This window comes from Amycolatopsis sp. NPDC050768 (genome assembly GCF_040654155.1).
Lineage (GTDB): Bacteria > Actinomycetota > Actinomycetes > Mycobacteriales > Pseudonocardiaceae > Amycolatopsis.
Window position 1 is genome coordinate 85,995 of sequence record NZ_JBFAHL010000016.1, and the last position, 17,815, is coordinate 103,809.

Consider the following 17,815-nt stretch of genomic DNA (forward strand, 5'->3'; position numbering starts at 1 on the left):
CATGGTGGAGAAGTTCGGCGCGGACGAATTCCTCGAACGGGAGTGGGATCTGCCGGCGGAGGTCGTCGAGCCGTTGCGCGGGCAGGTCGACATGACGCCCGAGGGCTGGATCATGCACGTGTGGCGGATAACGGCGGAGATCGCCGCCATCGTGCAGCCTTGGGTCGACGAGCCCATCGACGTCGAGTCGGGCGCCTGGTACGTCAGCTCGGCGCAGGTCGACTGAAGCGGCGACGGCTCGGCCGGTGCGTTTCGCCGTGAAGATCGCAGGCTGGCATCCTTCTGACTGAGCTTCAGGAGGATGCCTTGGCGACTGTGCTGATCCCCGTCCCGGCCCGGGACTCGGACCCGTCCGAAGTGGCCGTCAGCCGGGCGGTGCTCGGCGGGCACACGGTGGTCTTCGCGACCCCCGAGGGTGTGCAGGCGACCTGCGACGAACTCATGGTCACCGGCGAAGGCCTCGACCTGTGGAGCCGCGTGCCGGGTCTGCGGAAGCTCACCGCCGTCGGCCGGATGCTGCGGGCGGACGCGGCCGCGCGCTCGGCGCACACCGCCCTGCTCGCCGACCCGGCGTGGCGCGCCCCGATCCGCTGGGCCGACATCAAGCTCGACGACTTCGACGGCCTACTGCTCCCGGGCGGGCATCGCGCCCGTGGCATGCGCGAGTACCTCGAAAGCCCAGTGTTGCAGGACGTGGTCGTCTCCGCGTTCCGGCGGGACCTGCCGGTCGGCGCGATCTGTCATGGCGTGCTGCTCGCCGCGCGCAGCGTCGACCCGGACACCGGCCGCTCGGTCCTGCACGGCCGCACGACGACGGCGCTGACCTGGCAGCTGGAACGCACCGCCTGGCGGCTCGCGCGGCGGACCCGGTTCTGGGACCCGGACTACTACCGCACCTACCGCGAGGAACCGGGGCAGCCCGCCGGGTACATGTCGGTGCAGCAGGAGGTCACCCGCGCCCTCACGCGTCCGGAGGACTTCCGCGACACGACGGACCGGGTCCAGGCGAGCGGCCGCGCCCGCGACACGTTGGACAACGCCCGCCCGGCGTTTGTCGTCGAGGACGGTAACTACGTGTCGGCTCGGTGGCCGGGTGACGTGCACACGTTCGCGAAAACATTTGCCACGCGCCTCTGATTCACGCGGGCGACCAGCACACCGTGGCGAGCTCCCGGCCCGAAGACCCCAGATCGGGCGGTAACGCCGGATCGACACCCAGCTCCAGCAGGGCGTCGGCCACCTCACCTGAGCGCGCGACGGGCAGGCACAGCCGGCGCCGCGTCACGTCGACGAGGTCGGCGAACGTCTCGTGCTCGGCCTCGTCCGGGCGGCGCCACAGCGTGGTGTGCGGTTCGACGCCGAGTTCGACCAGCGCGGCGCAGAAGTCCTGGGCGGTCGGGCCGGCGGGGCGGCGGACGCCGTGGAACCGCGCCCACAGCTCGTTCAGCTCAGTCAGCGGGTGCTTGAGCGCGGTCTCGACCACCACGCGCCGGCGGGCCCGCTTCGTGAGGGCGCGAACGAACGGCTCGAGGTCGGGCACGTTGTAGATCACGTTCCCGCACAGCACCAAGTCGGCGTCGGCCACCTGCTCGGCGACGCCGGGCCAGTGCCCGAGCACCGTCTCCGCGGGCACGCCGAGACGCGCGGCCCGGGCGGCGAACGACGCGAGCAGCTGCTCGTCCCCGTCGACGCCGCACACCGCCGTGACGCCGGCCCGGCCCACCAGCGACAGGCTCGTCGCGCCGGCCGCGGCGCCGACGTCGAGCACGGTGCCCGGCTCGGCCAGCACCGCCGCCGCTTCGGCGAAAGTCCAGCCGATCGGCGCCGCGATCTGCGCGTCGGCGCGGCGCTCGAACACCCGCCGGGGCAGCACCCACGGCGGGTCCGCGACGGCGTCGGCGATCTCACCGGGCACCGCCCACGCGGCCAGCTGCTCTGCCCATCTGCGCACCGCCGACACCCGCATCGCCTCCCACTCGGATTCGTCACTGGAATCCTCCCGCAAACATCGCGCACACCTCCCCCAACCCGCGTAATCTCCCCATCCAGACCACGGAAGGGGGCACTCGTGGCCGAAAACGGCGCGGACGCCGCAATGGGCCTGTACGGGCTCACCAAACGGTTCGGCACCACGCTCGCAGTCGACAGTGTCACCTTGGAGGTCCCGAGGGGATCGTTCTTCGGGCTCGTCGGGCCGAACGGCGCGGGCAAGACCACGTCGCTGTCGATGGCGGTCGGGTTGTTGCGGCCGGACCAGGGGCAGGCGAACGTGTTCGGCGTCGATGTGTGGCGGGAGCCGGAGCGGGCGAAAAGTCTGATCGGTGTGCTTCCGGACGGACTGTCCATTCCGGAGCGCCTCACGGGCCGCGAGTTGTTGACCTACATGGGACTTCTCCGGGGTCTTCCGTCGAACACGGTCGCGGAGCGGGCGCAGGAGTTGCTCGGCGTGCTGGAGCTGCTGGAGGCCGAGCGCACGCTCGTGATCGACTACTCCGCGGGGATGCGCAAGAAGATCGGGCTCGCGATGGCGCTGCTGCACGGGCCTCGGCTGCTCGTGCTGGACGAGCCGTTCGAAGCGGTGGACCCGGTGTCGGCGTCGACGATCCGGACGATCCTGCAGCGGTTCGTCGCCTCGGGTGGCGCGGTGGTGCTCTCGAGCCACGTGATGGCGCTGGTCGAGCAGCTGTGCAGCCACGTCGCGGTGATCACGCGCGGCCGGGTGGTCGCGGCGGGCGCCGTGGACGACGTGCGGGGTGGCGGGAGCCTGGAAGACGCGTTCGTGCACATCGTGGGCGGGCGCACCGGCGGAGCGGAAGGGCTGTCGTGGTTGGCGTCCTCGTCCGACTGAAGCTGCGCGTCCTGCGCAATTCCCTGCGCGGCGGCCGAGTCGCGGGCATGGTCGTCGGCGGGGTGATCGGGCTCGTCGCGGCGGTGCTGACGATCGTGCTGGGCCTAGTGCCGATCCGTGGCGGCGACGGGGTCACCGTCGACCTGCTGGCCACGGTCTACGCGGGATGGGCGGCCGGCTGGGTGCTCGCGCCCATCGCCACTGGCGGCGGGGACGACACGTTGCGCCCGGAGCACTTCGCGCTGCTGCCGATCGGCCGGCGCAAGCTCGCCGTCGGGCTGCTGGCCGCGAGCTTCGTCGGCGTGACGACGCTGGTCAGCCTGGTCGCGTTCCTCGGCCTGTTCTTCTACGGCCTGCGCCTCGGCGCGGGCGCGGCGCTGGTCGGGCTCGTGTTCACGGTGCTGCAGCTGGCGTTCGTGGTGCTGCTCTACCGCGTGGTGATGGCGGCGCTCGGCGCGCTGCTGACGTCACGCAAGGGCAAGGAGCTCGGCATCATCCTGGTCGCCCTCACCGGTCTGTCCGGCGTCGGCGTGAACCTGGCGATCAACAGCCTCGGCCCCGCGATCATCAACGGCCGCGTGCCGGGCTTCGTGAACGTGATGCACGTGCTGCCGTCCGGCTGGGGCACGGTCGCGGTGCACGCGGCGGGCACCGGCGAGTGGGGCACCGCGCTCGGGTTGCTGGTCGCGATGCTCGCGCTGATCGCCGTGCTGATCGCGGCGTGGGGCGCGCTGCTCGCACGGCAGGTGACGAGCCCGTCGTTCCGCGGCGCGTCGCGCACGAAGGTGCGGGCCGAGGGGGCGCGCGTGCGCCGCAGCCTGCTGCCCGCGACGCCAGTGGGTGCCGTGGCGCGCAAGGAGCTGTTCACGTGGTGGCGCGACGCCCGCCGGCGCGTCGCCCTGCTGTCGACGCTGATCGTCGGCGTCGTGGTCACGGTCCTCCCGGCGCTGTCCGGCGGCGGCCGGCCGGCGATCGTGCCCTACCTCGGGGTCGCGGTGGTGTTCTTCGCGTGCATGCAGTCGGGCAACCTCTACGGCTTCGACGGCAGCGCGCTGTGGCACACGCTCACCGTGCCCGGCGCCGAACGCGCTGACGTGCGCGGCCGGCAGCTCGCGTGGGCGTTGATCGTGGCGCCCGTGGCGCTGGTGCTGGCCGCGGTCCTGCCGGGCGCGGTCGGCGAGAGCGGCGCGTACCCGTGGGTGTTCGGCCTGGTGCCATCGCTGCTGGGCGCCGGCGCGGGCGTGCTGATGCTGCAGTCGGTGTACCTCGCGTACCCGCTGCCCGACCAGCGCAAGAGCTCGAGCCCCTGGTCGTCCGGCGGTCGCCCGGGCTGCGCGCGGCTGCTGCAGATGTTCGCGACGATGCTGCTGGTCGCCGCCGGGGCGCTGCCGGTGCTGGCGCTGTGCATCGCGGGCGCGGTGCTCGGCTCGCCGGTGCTGCAATGGCTCGGTGTGCCGGTCGGGATCGTGGTCGGCGCCGTGCTGGCGTGGTGGTGGGGCGGGCTCGCGCGGCAGCGTCTCGCGACGCGTGGCCCCGAGCTGCTGGCGACGGTGTCGAAGGAGCGGTGAACCGCGGGCCGCGGGTCCGGGTGACCCGCGGCCCGTGGCGTCACGGCAACTCGGCCAGCGAAGTGGCGAGCACGTCGTCGGACAGCTCGTTGTCCACCATCTCGCCCGAGAGGTACGCGCCGTACGCGGGCAGGTCGAGGTGCGCGTGGCCGCACAGCGCCGTGAGGATCACCTTCTCCTCCCCGGTTTCCTTGCAGCGCAACGCTTCCTGGATGCACGCGGCCAGCGCGTGCGTCGGCTCGGGCGCCGGGACGATGCCCTCCGCGCGGGCGAAGCGCACGCCCGCGGCGAAGCACTCCTGCTGTCCGACGGCCAGCGCCTCCATGAGGCCCAGCTCGTAGATGTGCGAGATGAGCGGCGACATCCCGTGGTAGCGCAGGCCGCCCGCGTGGATCGGGTCGGGGATGAAGCCGTGGCCGAGCGTGTGCATCTTCAGCAGCGGGGTGAGGCCCGCCGTGTCGCCGAAGTCGTACGCGTACGTGCCGCGCGTGAGCGTCGGGCACGCCAACGGCTCGACGGCGCGGATGACCGGATTCATCCGGCCCGCCAGCTTCTCACGCAGGAACGGGAACGCGAGCCCGCCGAAGTTGGAGCCGCCGCCGGTGCAGCCGACGAGGATGTCCGGGGTGTCGCCCGCGAGCTCGAACTGCTTGAGCGCCTCCTCGCCGATCACCGTCTGGTGCATCAGCACGTGGTTGAGCACGCTGCCGAGCGCGTACCGCGCGTTCGGGTCGGCCGCGGCCTGCTCCACGGCTTCGCTGATCGCGATGCCGAGGCTGCCGGTGGAGTCGGGGTCGTCGGCGAGGATCTTCCGCCCGGACTGGGTGAGCGCCGACGGGCTCGGGTGCACGGTCGCGCCGTACGTCTCCATCATGAGCTTGCGGTAGGGCTTCTGGTCGTAGGAGGCGCGGACCTGCCACACCTCGCACTCGAGCCCGTACTGCGCGCACGCGAACGCCAGCGCGCTGCCCCACTGGCCGGCGCCCGTCTCGGTCGTCAGGCGCGTGACGCCCTCCGCGGCGTTGTAGAACGCCTGCGGCACCGCGGTGTTCGGCTTGTGCGAGCCGACGGGGCTCACGCCCTCGTACTTGTAGTAGATGCGCGCCGGCGTGCCCAGCGCCTTCTCCAGCCGGTGCGCGCGGTAGAGCGGCGAGGGGCGCCACAGGCGGTAGACGTCGCGGACCTCCTCGGGGATGTCCACGTAGCGCTCGGTGCTCACCTCCTGTGCGATCAGCGCCTGCGGGAACAGCGGCGCCAGGTCCTCGGGCCCCACGGGCTCGCGCGTGCCCGGGTGCAGCGGCGGGGGCGGCGGCTCCGGCAGGTCGGGCACCACGTTGTACCACTGCGTCGGGAGATCGGCTTCGTCCAGGATGTACTTGGTGCGCTCCGCCATCACGCCTCCTGAGTTCTGGAAAACTCAACATAGATCGCCGGAGGCCGGTGGGCCAGCCCGTCGTGATTGTCCACAGTGGATCTATTTTGGGAGGAAACTTGCCCACTCGTGTCGATCGCCTGCAGCTCGCCGACGGTCCCGTCGACCTGCCCGTGTGGCTCCCCGCCGGCGGCCACGGCCCCGGCCTGGTGCTGATCCAGGAAATCTTCGGCCTGGACGCTTATCTCTCCGGCGTTGCCGCGGACCTCGCCGAGCTGGGTTACGTGGTCGCCGTGCCCGAACTGTTCCACCGCTTCGCGCCGGGCTGGTCGTCGGCCCATGACGAGGCCGGGGTCGCCCGGTCGATGGAGATCGCCGGTCAGCTCGACCACGCGCTCGCTCTGTCGGATGTCCTGGCGACCCTCGCGCACCTGCGCGGTGTGAGCTCTGGTGCCGGTGTGCTGGGCTTCTGCTTGGGCGGGTCTCTCGCGTTCGCTGCTGCTGCCGCGGGCACGCCGGACACGGCGGTGTCGTTCTACGGGTCGACGGTGGCTGGGGAGATCGCTTCGCTGGACGAGGTGAGTTGCCCGATCCAGTTCCATTTCGGTGGCCAGGACCCGTTCATTCCGCGGTCGGACGTTTCTGTGGTGGAGGCGGCGGTGGCCTTGCATCCGGGGGCGGAGATTTTCGTGCAGGAGGACGCCGGGCACGCGTTCCACAACCGCGTGGCGCCGATGTTCTACCGACCTGAGGCGGCGGCACGTGCTTGGGAGTTGACGAAGGAGTTCCTGCGCCGGACTCTGCCGGTATAGAGGCGGCGTCACGACCTCCGTTCCCGATGGCGGACACCTTGAAGCACGCCTACCCAGATCGATAAGTGCGTTTCCACACTGAGCGCACCATCTCCTGGCTGCTGCGCGTCAAACCGTTCGGAGGCGGAGCCCGCTGACCGTAAGATCATCGACGTGGTGAGCCCACTGGTGAGCAGGAACCTGGTAGTCGTCGGCGCCGGTATCGTCGGCGCTTCGGTGGCCTATCACGCCGCTCGGGCCGGCGCCGGCGTGACTCTGGTCGACGGCGGGCGGCCGGGCGCCGGAGTGACGGCGGGCTCGTTCGCCTGGATCGGAGCGGCCGGTGTGCGCACCGGTCCGGCCGCCGGGCTGCGGGTGACCGCGGCGGAGGAGTACCGCCGGCTCGAGGCCGAGCTGCCGGGACTCCCCGTGACCTGGTCCGGCTCACTGTCCTGGGGCGCGGCGGACACCGTGCCGGAGGCTGGGCCCGGGCAGGAGATCGTGGACGCGGCCACCGTGGCAAAGCTTGAGCCCACCCTTACGCAGCCTCCGGAGTGGGCCGTCTGGGCACCCGGTGACGGCGCCGCCGACCCGGTAGGCGTGAGCGAGCGGCTGGTCGCGGGCGCCCGCGCCCACGGCGCCCGGGTGCATCCGGACACCCCGGTCATCGCGGTCCGACGGGACGCCGCGGGTCGGGTCGCCGGGGTCGAGACGGCCGCGGGACCCCTCGCCGGTGCGACTGTGGTGCTCGCGGCCGGAGTGGCCACGGCCGCGTTGGCCGCGCCGCTCGGCGTTCGCGTCCCGGTCGACCCGTCGCCGGCGACGCTCTTCCGGCTCCGCGCCCCCGCCGGTAGGGTCCGCACCGTGGTCCACAACCGGGACTTCGATCTCCGGCAGGTCGCCACCGACCGGCTCCACGCCGCTGCAGACTCGCCAGAACGGACTCTCGCCGCCGTCCGGTCCACCTTCCGCGGCGCGGCGAACGTCGAGCTACTCAGCACCCGGGTCGGCGTACGCCCCATGCCGGCCGACGGCGAGCCGATCATCGGCCCGGTCCCCGAGGTGCCCGGCCTCTACCTGGCGGTGATGCACTCCGCGGTCACGCTCGCCGCGGCCGTAGGCCACCTGGTCGCGCGGGAGCTGGTCGACGGCACCGTCGAGCCCTCGCTGGCGGGCTGCCGCCTCGACCGCTTCTAGTCCGAGTCGCCGCTCACGGGCGAAAGCGACACGGCGAGTTCTGAGATCAGGTCTTGGTATCGCTGGATTTCATTGAGGGAAACGGCATTCGCGCCCGGACTTCGACGGCCGCGGCCTCCGCGGCGGTTTGGAGTCCACCGCGCAGGTCGCGCCAGGTGAACGAAGCGCACTCCGCCTCGGTAGCGAGGATCCATTCTCCCCGCCCGGCAGCCGCTGCCCGTGCGTGGGAGTTGACGACGGAGTTCCTTCAGCGGACCTTGCCGGCCTGAAAGCACGTTCAGCCTGCTGAGCGTCGAGCCAAGTTCGCCTGATGCGGGCCCGCGAGCCAATCCTGTTCGAGACGCACGTCGACCGGTTCCTCGCCCCGCCGCAGCGCGTCGATATACGCACGATCGGCGGCAATTCGGGCCGCCACCTCGGGCCCTTCGGCGACGGCGCCGTGGCCGGGGACCAGGACGTCGACGTGCTGGGCGGCCTCGGCCAGCCGGTCGAGTGCTGCTTCGTAGGCGTCCACCTGGCCGGGGCGGCGAGGGTCCAGCAGCGGGATGAGGACATCGGAGAGCATGTCGCCGGCGAGCAGGACGCCCCGGTCCGCGAGGAGGACCGCGGCGTGCCCGGCGGCGTGCGCCTCGTGCTCGACGAGCTCGCCCGGCACCGGTCCGCCGTCCGCGGGCAGCGGGGTGAGCAGCGCGACCAGGTCGAGCGGGATGCCCGACGCGCTCTCCGCGGCCATCGTCCGCGCCCGCTCCCGGGCTCCGCTCGCGACCTCGGCGCAGGCGGCGGTGGCGTAGCGCGGCACGTCGCCGAACCGGGAGTGCCAGAGCAGGTGGTCCCAGTGGGGATGGGTCGCGAACCCGGCGACCACCGGAACGCCGAGCCGCTCCACGTCGTCGGCGAGCTCGTTCAGGTCGGCACCGCCGATGCCGGGGTCGACCAGGACCAGCCCGCCGTCGGCGCGCACCACGATGGCGTTGCTCCAGACCCACTCGCTCTGCCGCACCCAGACGCCGTCGGCCACCTGACTCAGCATCGGTCCACTGTGTCAGGTGTCCCCGCCCGACGCGAGGGGCGACGGTGAGGCGAATACCGGAGCGGTGCCGGCCGCCGGGGTGGAGAATTCCGGGGTGGACATGGCGGAGGTCGGTGCGCGGTTGGCGGGGCGGTTCGGTCCTGAGGTCGAGGATTGGCTCTCTGAGGTCCCGGCGTTGGCCGCGAGGCTGGCCTCCCGGTGGGGCCTCGTGCTCGGTGAGGTTTTCGCGAGTGGAGCGTCGTCCGTGGTCATGCGCTGTCGATGGCACGACGGGACCCGAGCGGTTCTCAAGCTCAGTCCGGATCGGGCGTTGTTGACCAAGCAGGTGGAGATGCTGCGCGTGTTCGCGCCCTCGGGGCGGGTGCCGGTCATCTTGGCCGCCGATGCGGAAGCCGGGGTGATGGTGCTGGAGGAGATCGTCCCCGGCACCGAGGCCGAAGACCTGCCGCAGCCGGCCTTGCCGCGGTGGTGGGGTGAGTTGCTTGGCGCGCTGCACGCCGTGACCCCGCCCGCGCACTGGCCATGGCACTTGCGCGGTCGGTGTGACGAGGCCTTCGCCCGGATCGGCCGGAGGCTCTCCGACCCGGCCATCGGCGCACGGATCGATCAGGCCACGTGGCGGCGGGCGATGCGGCGCTGCGAGACATTGCTGGCCACGCAGACCAAGCTCGTGCTGGTGCACGGCGACCTGCATCTCGGCAACGTCCTCGACGGCGGCCCGTCGCGGGGGCTGGTCGCGATCGACCCGAAGGCGTGTCTGGGCGATCCGTGCTTCGATGCCGTCGACTACGTGGTAGCTGGTGCCGGGCACGAGGGTGTCGCGGCCCGTTGCCGGCGGGTGGCGGCCGCGTGCGGGCTCGACGGGAACCGGCTGTACGCCTGGAGTCAGGTGATCGCACCGATGGCAGCCATCGCGCGCCTCACCTACGGCGGACCGGAGCCCGTGATCGAGGAACTGCTCGACCTGGCTCGGTGATCAAGCCGCCCGCTCACAGCCAGCCGCGGCGTTCCGCCAGACTGCCCGCCTGAAACCGCGTCGACGCGCCCAGCTCGGTCATCAGGCGCTGAAGCCGGCGGTACGTCGTCCGGGTGCTCCAGCCGTTCACGCGCGCGATGGCCGTGTCGGTGAGGCCCGCCATCATCATCGTGAGCAGGGCGCGGGTTTCGTCGTCCGGCCGGGGACCGCCACCAAAAGGACCCGGCGTCACCGCGGACGCGTCGAGCGGGGCGGCCTGGGCCCATTCGCCCTCGAAGAGCGCCTCGAGGGCGGTGAGGAGCGGGGATCGGCGGACGAGGTAGGCGACCTGCAGGCCGCTGTGGCTGAGGTCGAACGGGATGAGGGCGTCCTGGTCGTCGCGGATGATGAGTTTGATGGGCAGCGTCCGGCGGGTCCGGGCTTCTTCGCCGCCGCGGACGGCGGGCAGGATGTCGGTTTCCAGCTTCTGGGGCCAGGCCACCGCGTCGAGGCTGTAGATCACGCGGTGCGCGACGCCGTCGTTCTGGTGGCGCGCGATCTGCGCCTGGGTGTTGCGGGCGGCGCCTTCGCCCCCGGGCGACTCGTAGTACGGCGGTGTGTCGAACACGCGGACCTGGTGCAGCGCCTCGGATTCCAGGTGCGCGACGGCCGCGGCGATCGTTTCGCGGTCGGTGAGCTGCTCGATCACGAGCTCGGGGCTCGTGCGGTGCGCGCTGCGGTGGATCTCCGAGAGCGAATGCACTTTCGCGCGCGCCGCGCTGAGTTCGCGTTCCCGCTGCTGCACGAGCTGGTTGATCGCGATGTCCGGCGGAGCGGCCAGGTACCGCGCCGGGCTGCCGCTGGCGGCCACCAAGTGCTTGTCGACGAGAGCGTCGAGCGTCCGCTGCAACGGGCCCGCCGGGCCCGACAGGTGGTCGGCAAGCGCCGCAACCGTCGACCCGGGCAGGGCGACGAGCGCTTCATAGACCCGCTCCTCGTCGGCGGACAACCCCAGGACAGCGAGCTCCATGCGAATGTCCTACCCGAGTTGTCGGGATTGTGCCAGGTGGCAGTGAGCAGCCACTCGGGGATCTTGTGACGGGTTCCGGCGGCTGGCACTGTTCGGCCGTTCCGGTGTGGCAGTTGCGCCCGCCGGTCTGCCCCTGCGCAGGAAGGAATCCCCTCGTTGAGAACTTCACGCAAGCGTCGGGCCGTCGCGGCGGCCGCGTGCCTCGCGTCGTCGCTCAGCTCGATTCTGGTCGCCGGTCCGGCCTCGGCCGCTCCCGGCAGAGCGTCGGGGCCCGCGGCCCCGACAACCCACACCGTCACCCTGGTCACCGGTGATGTCGTCACGGTGAACACGACCGGCGACGCCGGTGACAGCGGGGGGACGATCTCGGTCAAGGGGCCGGACGGCGGCCCCTCCGACGCGCGGATCCTCGAGTCGGCAGGCGACGTGTACGTCTACCCGTCCTCGGCGATGTCCTACCTCGCCAAGGGGATCCTGGACCGCCGCCTCTTCGACGTCACGGACCTGATCGCCGCCGGCTACGACGACGCGCACCGCGCCGACCTGCCCCTGATCGTCTCCTACACCAACCCTTCCCCCGGATTCCAGGCGAACACCGCGCCCCGCGGCTCGGCCCTGGTCCGGCCGCTGGCGAGCGTCGACGGCGCCGCCGTCACCGAGAACCACGCGCAGGCGCGGGACTTCTGGGCCGCGGTGACGGCTGGGGCGCCGTCCTCCTTCGCGGCGGCACCGGCGTTCGCCAACGGCATCAAGCAGATCTGGCTCGACGGCAAGGTCTACGCCGACCTGGCCGAATCGACCGCGCAGATCGGCGCGCCCGAGGTCTGGACCGGTGGTGACACCGGGCAGGGCGTCGACGTCGCGGTCCTCGACACGGGCGTGGACGAGGGCCACCCCGATCTGGCGGGACGCATCGTCGACACGCGCAGCTTCATCCCCGGCGAGGACGTCAAGGACCTTCACGGCCACGGCACCCACGTCGCCTCCACCATCGCCGGCACTGGCGCCGCGTCCGGCGGCACAGAGAAGGGTGTCGCCCCGGGCGCTCGCCTGCACATCGGCAAGGTGCTGGCGAACTCCGGCTCCGGCAGCGACTCCGAGATCCTCGCCGGCATGGAGTGGGCGGCGGTCGACGAGCACGCCAAGATCATCAACATGAGCCTGGGCACGCAGGAGCCCTCCGACGGCACGGATCCGATGTCGCAGGCGGTGAACCGGCTCAGCGCGCAGACCGGTGCCCTGTTCGTCATCGCCGCGGGCAACACCTCCGGCCCCGGCACTGTCAGCTCGCCCGGCGCCGCCGACGCGGCGCTGACCGTGGGCGCGGTGGATGGCACCGACCACCTCGCCGAGTTCTCGAGCCAAGGCCCCCGGGTCGGCGACGGCGCACTCAAGCCGGAGATCACCGCCCCCGGCGTCGACATCCTGGCCGCGCGGTCGCAGTACGCGTCCGAAGGCGAGGGTTTCTACCAAACGCTGAGCGGCACGTCGATGTCCACGCCGCACGTGGTCGGCGCCGCCGCGCTGCTCGCCGCGGAGCACCCCGAGCTCACTGGCGCCCAGCTGAAGGACCTGCTGACCAGCACCGCGAAGCAGACCCCCGACTACACCGCGTTCCAGGCCGGCAGCGGCCGCGTGGACGTGGCTGCCGCCGCCCGCGCCGGGATCTTCGCCTCGGCCACCGCGTACGCCGGGCAGGACGGGTCCGGCGCCGTCAGCCGCCCGGTGACGTACACCAACTTCGGTGCCACGCCGGTGAACCTCGCCCTGTCGATCGCCGCGCCCGGCGTGCCGCAGGGGATGTTCACGCTCTCAGCCGACCGGGTCACCGTGCCCGCGCACGGTACCGCCGCGGTCACCGTGACCATCGACCCGCACGCCGCGCCCGGCCCGTCCGACGGCTTCACCGCCCAGATCCTGGCCACCGGAGGAGACGGTGCGCTCGCCGCGCACACCGCCGTCTCGCTCGGCGCGCCGACGCACCTGCTGACCATCAACGTCAAGGACTCCGCCGGCCAGCCCGCGTCCGCCTTCGTCATGGTGCTCCGGGCGGGCGATCCGAACCCGATCCCGGTGCCGGTCGACGGCAGCGTGAGCTTCTACACGCCGGACGACCAGTACTCGGCGCTCGGTTACCTGACCGTGCCCGGTGTCCACGGCCCGAATTCCCAGGGCGTGGCGCTGCTCGGCGATCCTGACTTCACGTTCGACGGGGACCGCACGATCACCCTCGACGCCGGACACGTCCGGCTGGTCGACGAGACCACTCCGCAGCCCGGCGTCCCCAGCTACCTGCGGCTCGAGTACTCGCGGATGCTCAACCAGGACGGCCGCTGGCACGACTTCGGTCTGGCGAACACCGGCGTCGACAGCCTGTGGATCCAGCCGCAGGGCAAGGTGACGCACGGCGACTTCACCGTCGGCGCGCGGTGGCGCAAGGAACAACCGGCGTTGACAGTCTCCGACCGGGGTACCGACTACACCGACGTCCTGCGGCAGGCGGGCGTCACCCCGCTGTCCGACGGAACCCGGAACCTGCCGCTCGTCTTCGCCGGCAATGGCGCGCCTTCGGACTACGCCGGCCTCGGCGCGAGGGGCAAAGCGGTGGTCATCCGGCGCACCGCGTCGGCGACCCCGGCCGCGCTGGCCAAGGCGGCGGCCGACGCCGGCGCCAAGCTGCTGCTGGTCGCCAACGATCAGCCCGGACGGCAGAGCCTGTTCTTCGGCACGGACTCGCTGCACCCGAGCCCGATCGACGTCGGGCTCCTCAGCCCCGACGAGGGCGCCAAGCTGATCGCCCAGGCCCGGCAGCGCAACGCGACGCTGCACACGGAGTCGCACCCGGCGCCGGCGTACCTCTACGACCTCATGCACACCTGGCAGAACGACCTGCCCAAGGACATGGTCGTCCACGCGTCGGGCAAGAACCTCGCGCGCGTCGACGAGACGTTCGCCGGGTCCGTTCCGAACGGCGGCGGTGAGGAGTGGCGGTACGACTTCCCGTCGTACTCGGAGTGGGGCATCGGGAACTACGTCGCCATGGCCGCCAGCGGCCACCGCACCGACTGGGTCACCACCGACGGCGCGAACCGGTGGGGCCACGAAGTCACCGACGGCGTGCTGGGCGAATGGGGCGTCGCGCGGACGTACCGGCCCGGCACCGTGTCGAGCGACGACTGGTTCACGCCGATCCAGCGGCCGTACCTCAACAACAACTACCTCGGCCCGACGCGCACCGGTGACCAGATGCGGATCGACGTGCCGGGCTACGGCAACGCCGACCACGTCGGCGCCAGCTCCGACGCGCGCCAGACCGTGACCCTCTTCCAGGGCGACACCCAGCTGGGCAAGTCCGACAACGGGCTCATCATGTACCCCACCGCCCCCAGCTCCGGGCCGCGGCAGTACCGCCTGGTCGTGGCGAACGAGCGCGACACGAACCCGTACTCGTCCTCGACCACGACGGCGTGGACGTTCACCTCGGCCGCCCCGAAGGTCTTCGGTGAACAGGATCTGTTGCCCCTGCTGCAGATCCGCTACGACCTCGACCCGAACGCCTCCGGATCCGTACCGCGTGACTCGAAGTTCGGCGTCACCGTCGAACAACGCGCCCCGGTGTCCGTGGGCCTGACCCCGGTCTCGATCGCGGGCGGCGGCACCGTTCGCGCGCCCCGCGTCGAGATCTCCTACGACGACGGCACCACCTGGACCCGCCTCTCCGACGACCACCGAGGCGACTACCGGCTGGACGCACCGAAAAAGGCGCGGTTCGCCTCGCTGCGGGTGACCGCTTCCGATTCCGCGGGCAACTCCGTCACGCAGACGATCGTGCGGGCTTTCGGGCTTCGCTGATCGTTTCTTGCGGCCCGCCCCTCTTTCGGGGCGGGCCGCAAGAGCGCACCCTCGCTCCTCTGCGCCTACGCTCGGTGGACGACGCCGGACCCGGACGCGGAGGAACTCGCCATGCCCCACACCGTCGACTTCGTCACCGTATCGACCGACGGCCTGGAGTCCTCACCGGTCGCCGCCGCGCTCGCCGGCCTGCGCGCGAACGAGGCCCGGTACTTCAAGAACAAATACGACCACGTCTTCACGGTCGAGCCCGCCGCCGACGCCGCGGCGACCGTCGACTGGGTCCACCGGATCCTCTCGGAAGAACGCGGCATCGTCATCGCCTCCCGCCCTCTCGAGGCGACGGCGTTCCAGGTCGAGAACGTCCGGATGGCCTACGTCTTCTACGAGGACGGGCTGTCGATCAACGTCATGTACACCCTCGACGAAGCCGGGAAACGGGCCGTCGGGTTCAAGCTGTCCGACGGGATGGAGGTTCCCGCGGAGCTCGGCGCGTTCAAGTTCGCTCGCCAGAAGTCGAAGCTGGCGGGAACGATCCGAGGGTCTTACTTCGTGATCAAGAACGAGTACTGACCCGCGTCACCGCCGGCTGCAGAGATCCTGTTCCCCCGCCGCGCACGCGTAGTACTCGAACCCTGCCATCGCATTCCTCGCCTCGGGCGTCAGCAGATAGTCCCGAAACGCCGCCGCCAACGACCCCGACTCCAAAGGCCCCCGGCTGAAGACATACTCGACAGTCCAAAACGGATAGCCGCCGCGGATGTCGTCGAGGGTGGCGTTGCGGCCGTCCAGGCTGATCTTCTTCACGGCGCTCGACTGGGCCACGTCGGAGACGTCCGCGTAGCCGATGGCGTCGCCGAGGGTGGCGATGCGGTCGATGAGGTCGCCGGTCGAGCCTTGTTCGCAGATGATCGGGGACGAGGCGGCGACGCCGGGGCGCAGGTCGCGACAGGAGTCGGACGTGGCTTGGGCCTGGCCGACCGGGGCGGAAGGCGTGCCGAGGAGGTACTTCTCCAGCGTGCGGCGCGTGCCGGACGAGGTGGAGCGGCCCGCGACGCGGATTTCGCCGGTGTCGCGCGGGTTGCCGGTGATGTCGCTCCAGACGCGGGCGCCGCCGGTGAAGATCTTCCGCACGTCTGCCACGGACAAGCTGTTGACGGGCACGTTTTTGCTCGCCACCAACGTAAACGGGACGATCGCGAGCTTCTGCGGCACGAACTGCGCGAAGTCGGGCTCGTCGAACTTGCCGTCGGACAGGGCGAGGTCGATGGTGCCGTCGTGCAGGCGCTGCAGGCCTTCCACGCTGCCGGGCGTGCCGACCTTCACCGCCGCCCCCGGGCAGTACGCCTCGTACGAGCCGGCCAGCTCCGTCGCCGCCCGGCCGAAGGCGCTGGACCCCTCCACGCTCAGCGAACCAGCCTCGCACGCCACGCCTCGCGGCAACTTGGTGAACGGCGCGACGTTGTTGAGCAGCAACACCACCGCGAGCGCACCGGCGCAGATCGCCGTGAGACCGCCCCACGCGAGCGTGCCCGGGCCGACCTTTTCCTTGCCTTCGCGGGTGGTGATCCGGCCGTCGCGCAGGAGCCCTTCGACGGCGATCTGGTGCTTCTCCCCCGGCCTCGTCCCGGAGAGCACGATCACGAGCTTGTACGAGGCTTCCCGTTCGAGCGGGACCTTCGGCAGCTGCACCCGGTCTTCCTCGATCGTGAAACCGGGCAGCTTGTTGATCACCCGTTGCAGCTCGCCGGGCTCGAACTCGGTAGCGTCGACGGAGATCACCTGCCGGCCCGGGAAGTGCAGGGCGAGCGGGGACACGTAGTCCGCCGCCGTGATCGTCGAGCCGCCGGTGTTCTTCACCCGCACCACGACGACACCCGGGTCGGTCACGGTCGTGTGTTCGCCTTCCAGGCGCACGGTTTCGCCGATGTCGACGCCGAACGGCGCGTCGATCCGCACCCGGCACGACAGGATCTGGCGCCGGCGCACCCGCACGTAGCTGACGCTCGTGGCCAGCGCGGCCACCACCGCCGCGATCGACAGGCCGAGGATGCCGTCGCCGCTGATCGCGGTCTCGGCAACCCATTGCCGCTCCGCGATCCCGAGCACGAGAGCCACGAGCACCACGACGGCCAGCACCACCGCGGCCGCGATGCGCGGCCCCCGGCGCGGCTTCGGTGCGGCGCGGTTGATCACCGCGTCGGTCAGCGGGCGGGCGCCCGGCGAGGTCGAGGGGTCGGCCTGCTCCGCGCGGCCGATCCGCTCGACGGCCACCGACACCTGCTCCTCGACCCAGTCGGGATCGTCGGTCCGCTCCGGGTAGGCCGCCTGGTACAGACTCCTGGCGATCTCGTCGACGGTCTGCGGCGGCTGCGGGTCATTGGCGGGCATTGATTTTCCCCTCGCCCTTCGCCGCTGTTTCTTCGCACACCGGGCACTTTCCGGACATTCCGTCCAGGACGTAGGAGGCCTCCAGCACGGCCTGCCACATCGCCTGACGCGGCCCGTGGGTGCGATCGGACTCGGCAGCGTTGAGGAACTTCTCGACGATGATCTCCCAGTGGTCCTGCGCGCGAGCCCAGTCTCCGTCGTGGCGCAGGGCGAACCGGATGCCGAAGTAGTGCGGCACCTCGAACCCGTGCCGGCGGTACTGCAGGCGGTCGAGCAGCGGGATGAGGGCGATGCGGCGCGCGTTCCCCCGGCCGCGCATCCGCCCGATATTGCGGTTGTCCGTCACCTCGGTCACCACGTAACCCGCCACGGCGCCCGCGAAACCGGTCACCACGAGCCAGCCGGAGAGTGACAACGGCAGGGCGAGCGCGGGGCTCGAGGTGTCCCACGGCGAGTCGATCTGCACGGTCACGTCGTAGGCGACCCGGCCCCCGATGACCACGGCGTTGACCACGAACAGTCCCGCGAACGCGGCGAGGAAGTAGTAGCCGCGCACGCGCAGCCAGTACTGGATGCCTCTGAACCGGCCGACACCCCGGCGTCGACGCCGCAGCAACGCCCGCAGCGACTCGCGCGGCGGCGGTGGATCGACCTTGCTCGTTTCGGTGATTTGCCTGGTCATGTGCCGCGCGGCCACGCTCGAGCTGAGCGAGGTCCCCCTCCGCCACCCATGACCGAAAATCTACCGGACAGCGGCGGTCAGTCAAAGAAGCGTGGCAGG

At 71.4% G+C, this 17,815-nt stretch carries 15 protein-coding genes; 9 read left to right on the forward strand and 6 right to left on the reverse strand.

Annotated elements, in window-relative coordinates; translation table 11 throughout:
• Position 1: 1 nt before the first annotated feature.
• The gene (locus AB0H62_RS36815) at positions 2–226 is read left to right on the forward strand and encodes a hypothetical protein (protein ID WP_220243115.1); all 225 of its coding nucleotides are present in this window, start codon (positions 2–4) and stop codon (positions 224–226) included.
• An 89-nt stretch (positions 227–315) separates the two neighbouring features.
• Positions 316–1,137 carry a DJ-1/PfpI family protein gene (locus tag AB0H62_RS36820; RefSeq protein WP_255638731.1) on the forward strand — a complete coding sequence of 274 codons (822 nt, stop codon included), beginning with the start codon at positions 316–318 and terminating at the stop codon, positions 1,135–1,137.
• A gap of 1 nt (position 1,138) precedes the next feature.
• On the opposite strand, the gene AB0H62_RS36825 is transcribed toward AB0H62_RS36820, so the two are convergent.
• On the reverse strand, positions 1,139–1,951 hold the full coding sequence (locus tag AB0H62_RS36825; RefSeq protein WP_360591249.1) for a class I SAM-dependent methyltransferase: 813 nt from the start codon (positions 1,949–1,951) through the stop codon (positions 1,139–1,141).
• 144 nt (positions 1,952–2,095) lie between these two features.
• Between AB0H62_RS36825 and AB0H62_RS36830 the strand changes: the two genes are divergently transcribed.
• Both AB0H62_RS36830 and AB0H62_RS36835 read left to right on the forward strand, forming a co-directional pair.
• Positions 2,096–2,848 (forward strand): ABC transporter ATP-binding protein, encoded by a 753-nt coding sequence (locus AB0H62_RS36830; protein WP_360591401.1) that lies wholly within the window; start codon positions 2,096–2,098, stop codon positions 2,846–2,848.
• Entirely contained in the window at positions 2,824–4,416 is a 1,593-nt protein-coding gene (locus tag AB0H62_RS36835; RefSeq protein ID WP_360591251.1) for a hypothetical protein, read from the forward strand. The genes AB0H62_RS36830 and AB0H62_RS36835 overlap by 25 nt, the downstream gene beginning before the upstream one ends.
• A 40-nt stretch (positions 4,417–4,456) precedes the next feature.
• Here the strand turns inward: AB0H62_RS36835 and AB0H62_RS36840 are convergent, their stop codons facing one another.
• Complete coding sequence (locus AB0H62_RS36840; RefSeq protein ID WP_220243118.1) at positions 4,457–5,809, reverse strand: TrpB-like pyridoxal phosphate-dependent enzyme; 1,353 nt, start codon at positions 5,807–5,809, stop codon at positions 4,457–4,459.
• A 98-nt stretch (positions 5,810–5,907) separates the two neighbouring features.
• On the opposite strand from AB0H62_RS36840, the gene AB0H62_RS36845 reads away from it, so the two are divergent.
• Both AB0H62_RS36845 and AB0H62_RS36850 read left to right on the forward strand, forming a co-directional pair.
• Positions 5,908–6,600, forward strand: coding sequence for a dienelactone hydrolase family protein (locus AB0H62_RS36845; protein ID WP_220243119.1), 693 nt, complete (start codon positions 5,908–5,910; stop codon positions 6,598–6,600).
• A 153-nt stretch (positions 6,601–6,753) separates the two neighbouring features.
• Positions 6,754–7,776 (forward strand): FAD-dependent oxidoreductase, encoded by a 1,023-nt coding sequence (locus AB0H62_RS36850; RefSeq protein ID WP_360591254.1) that lies wholly within the window; start codon positions 6,754–6,756, stop codon positions 7,774–7,776.
• A gap of 277 nt (positions 7,777–8,053) precedes the next feature.
• On the opposite strand, the gene AB0H62_RS36855 is transcribed toward AB0H62_RS36850, so the two are convergent.
• Positions 8,054–8,806: an MBL fold metallo-hydrolase gene (locus tag AB0H62_RS36855; RefSeq protein ID WP_360591256.1), complete on the reverse strand. Its 753-nt coding sequence runs from the start codon at positions 8,804–8,806 to the stop codon at positions 8,054–8,056.
• A 100-nt stretch (positions 8,807–8,906) separates the two neighbouring features.
• On the opposite strand from AB0H62_RS36855, the gene AB0H62_RS36860 reads away from it, so the two are divergent.
• Entirely contained in the window at positions 8,907–9,782 is an 876-nt protein-coding gene (locus tag AB0H62_RS36860) for an aminoglycoside phosphotransferase family protein (RefSeq protein ID WP_360591403.1), read from the forward strand.
• A gap of 13 nt (positions 9,783–9,795) precedes the next feature.
• Here AB0H62_RS36860 and AB0H62_RS36865 read toward each other — a convergent pair whose 3' ends face one another.
• A complete protein-coding gene (locus AB0H62_RS36865; protein ID WP_220243122.1) occupies positions 9,796–10,791 on the reverse strand; it encodes a helix-turn-helix domain-containing protein in 996 nt (331 codons plus the stop codon).
• 156 nt (positions 10,792–10,947) lie between these two features.
• Here AB0H62_RS36865 and AB0H62_RS36870 point away from each other — a divergent pair, with 156 nt between their 5' ends.
• Positions 10,948–14,643, forward strand: a complete 3,696-nt coding sequence (locus AB0H62_RS36870) for a S8 family serine peptidase (protein WP_360591258.1) — start codon at positions 10,948–10,950, stop codon at positions 14,641–14,643.
• Positions 14,644–14,754: 111 nt separating this feature from the next.
• Complete coding sequence (locus AB0H62_RS36875; protein WP_220243124.1) at positions 14,755–15,216, forward strand: phage tail protein; 462 nt, start codon at positions 14,755–14,757, stop codon at positions 15,214–15,216.
• 6 nt (positions 15,217–15,222) lie between these two features.
• Here AB0H62_RS36875 and AB0H62_RS36880 read toward each other — a convergent pair whose 3' ends face one another.
• Both AB0H62_RS36880 and AB0H62_RS36885 read right to left on the reverse strand, forming a co-directional pair.
• A complete protein-coding gene (locus tag AB0H62_RS36880) occupies positions 15,223–17,034 on the reverse strand; it encodes a substrate-binding domain-containing protein (protein WP_220243125.1) in 1,812 nt (603 codons plus the stop codon).
• Positions 17,021–17,716 carry a DUF6313 family protein gene (locus AB0H62_RS36885; protein WP_220243126.1) on the reverse strand — a complete coding sequence of 232 codons (696 nt, stop codon included), beginning with the start codon at positions 17,714–17,716 and terminating at the stop codon, positions 17,021–17,023. Before AB0H62_RS36885 ends, AB0H62_RS36880 begins: the two co-directional genes overlap by 14 nt.
• Positions 17,717–17,815: the final 99 nt, after the last annotated feature.

Bases quoted from the DNA above. Each gene is read 5' to 3' on its own strand.
- AB0H62_RS36880 (WP_220243125.1), bottom strand. From the start codon at position 17,034: ATGCCCGCCAATGACCCGCAGCCGCCGCAGACCGTCGACGAGATCGCC.
- AB0H62_RS36865 (WP_220243122.1), bottom strand. From the start codon at position 10,791: ATGGAGCTCGCTGTCCTGGGGTTGTCCGCCGACGAGGAGCGGGTCTAT.
- AB0H62_RS36875 (WP_220243124.1), top strand. From the start codon at position 14,755: ATGCCCCACACCGTCGACTTCGTCACCGTATCGACCGACGGCCTGGAG.
- AB0H62_RS36830 (WP_360591401.1), top strand. From the start codon at position 2,096: ATGGGCCTGTACGGGCTCACCAAACGGTTCGGCACCACGCTCGCAGTC.
- AB0H62_RS36860 (WP_360591403.1), top strand. From the start codon at position 8,907: ATGGCGGAGGTCGGTGCGCGGTTGGCGGGGCGGTTCGGTCCTGAGGTC.
- AB0H62_RS36885 (WP_220243126.1), bottom strand. From the start codon at position 17,716: ATGACCAGGCAAATCACCGAAACGAGCAAGGTCGATCCACCGCCGCCG.
- AB0H62_RS36815 (WP_220243115.1), top strand. From the start codon at position 2: ATGGTGGAGAAGTTCGGCGCGGACGAATTCCTCGAACGGGAGTGGGAT.
- AB0H62_RS36855 (WP_360591256.1), bottom strand. From the start codon at position 8,806: ATGCTGAGTCAGGTGGCCGACGGCGTCTGGGTGCGGCAGAGCGAGTGG.
- AB0H62_RS36840 (WP_220243118.1), bottom strand. From the start codon at position 5,809: ATGGCGGAGCGCACCAAGTACATCCTGGACGAAGCCGATCTCCCGACG.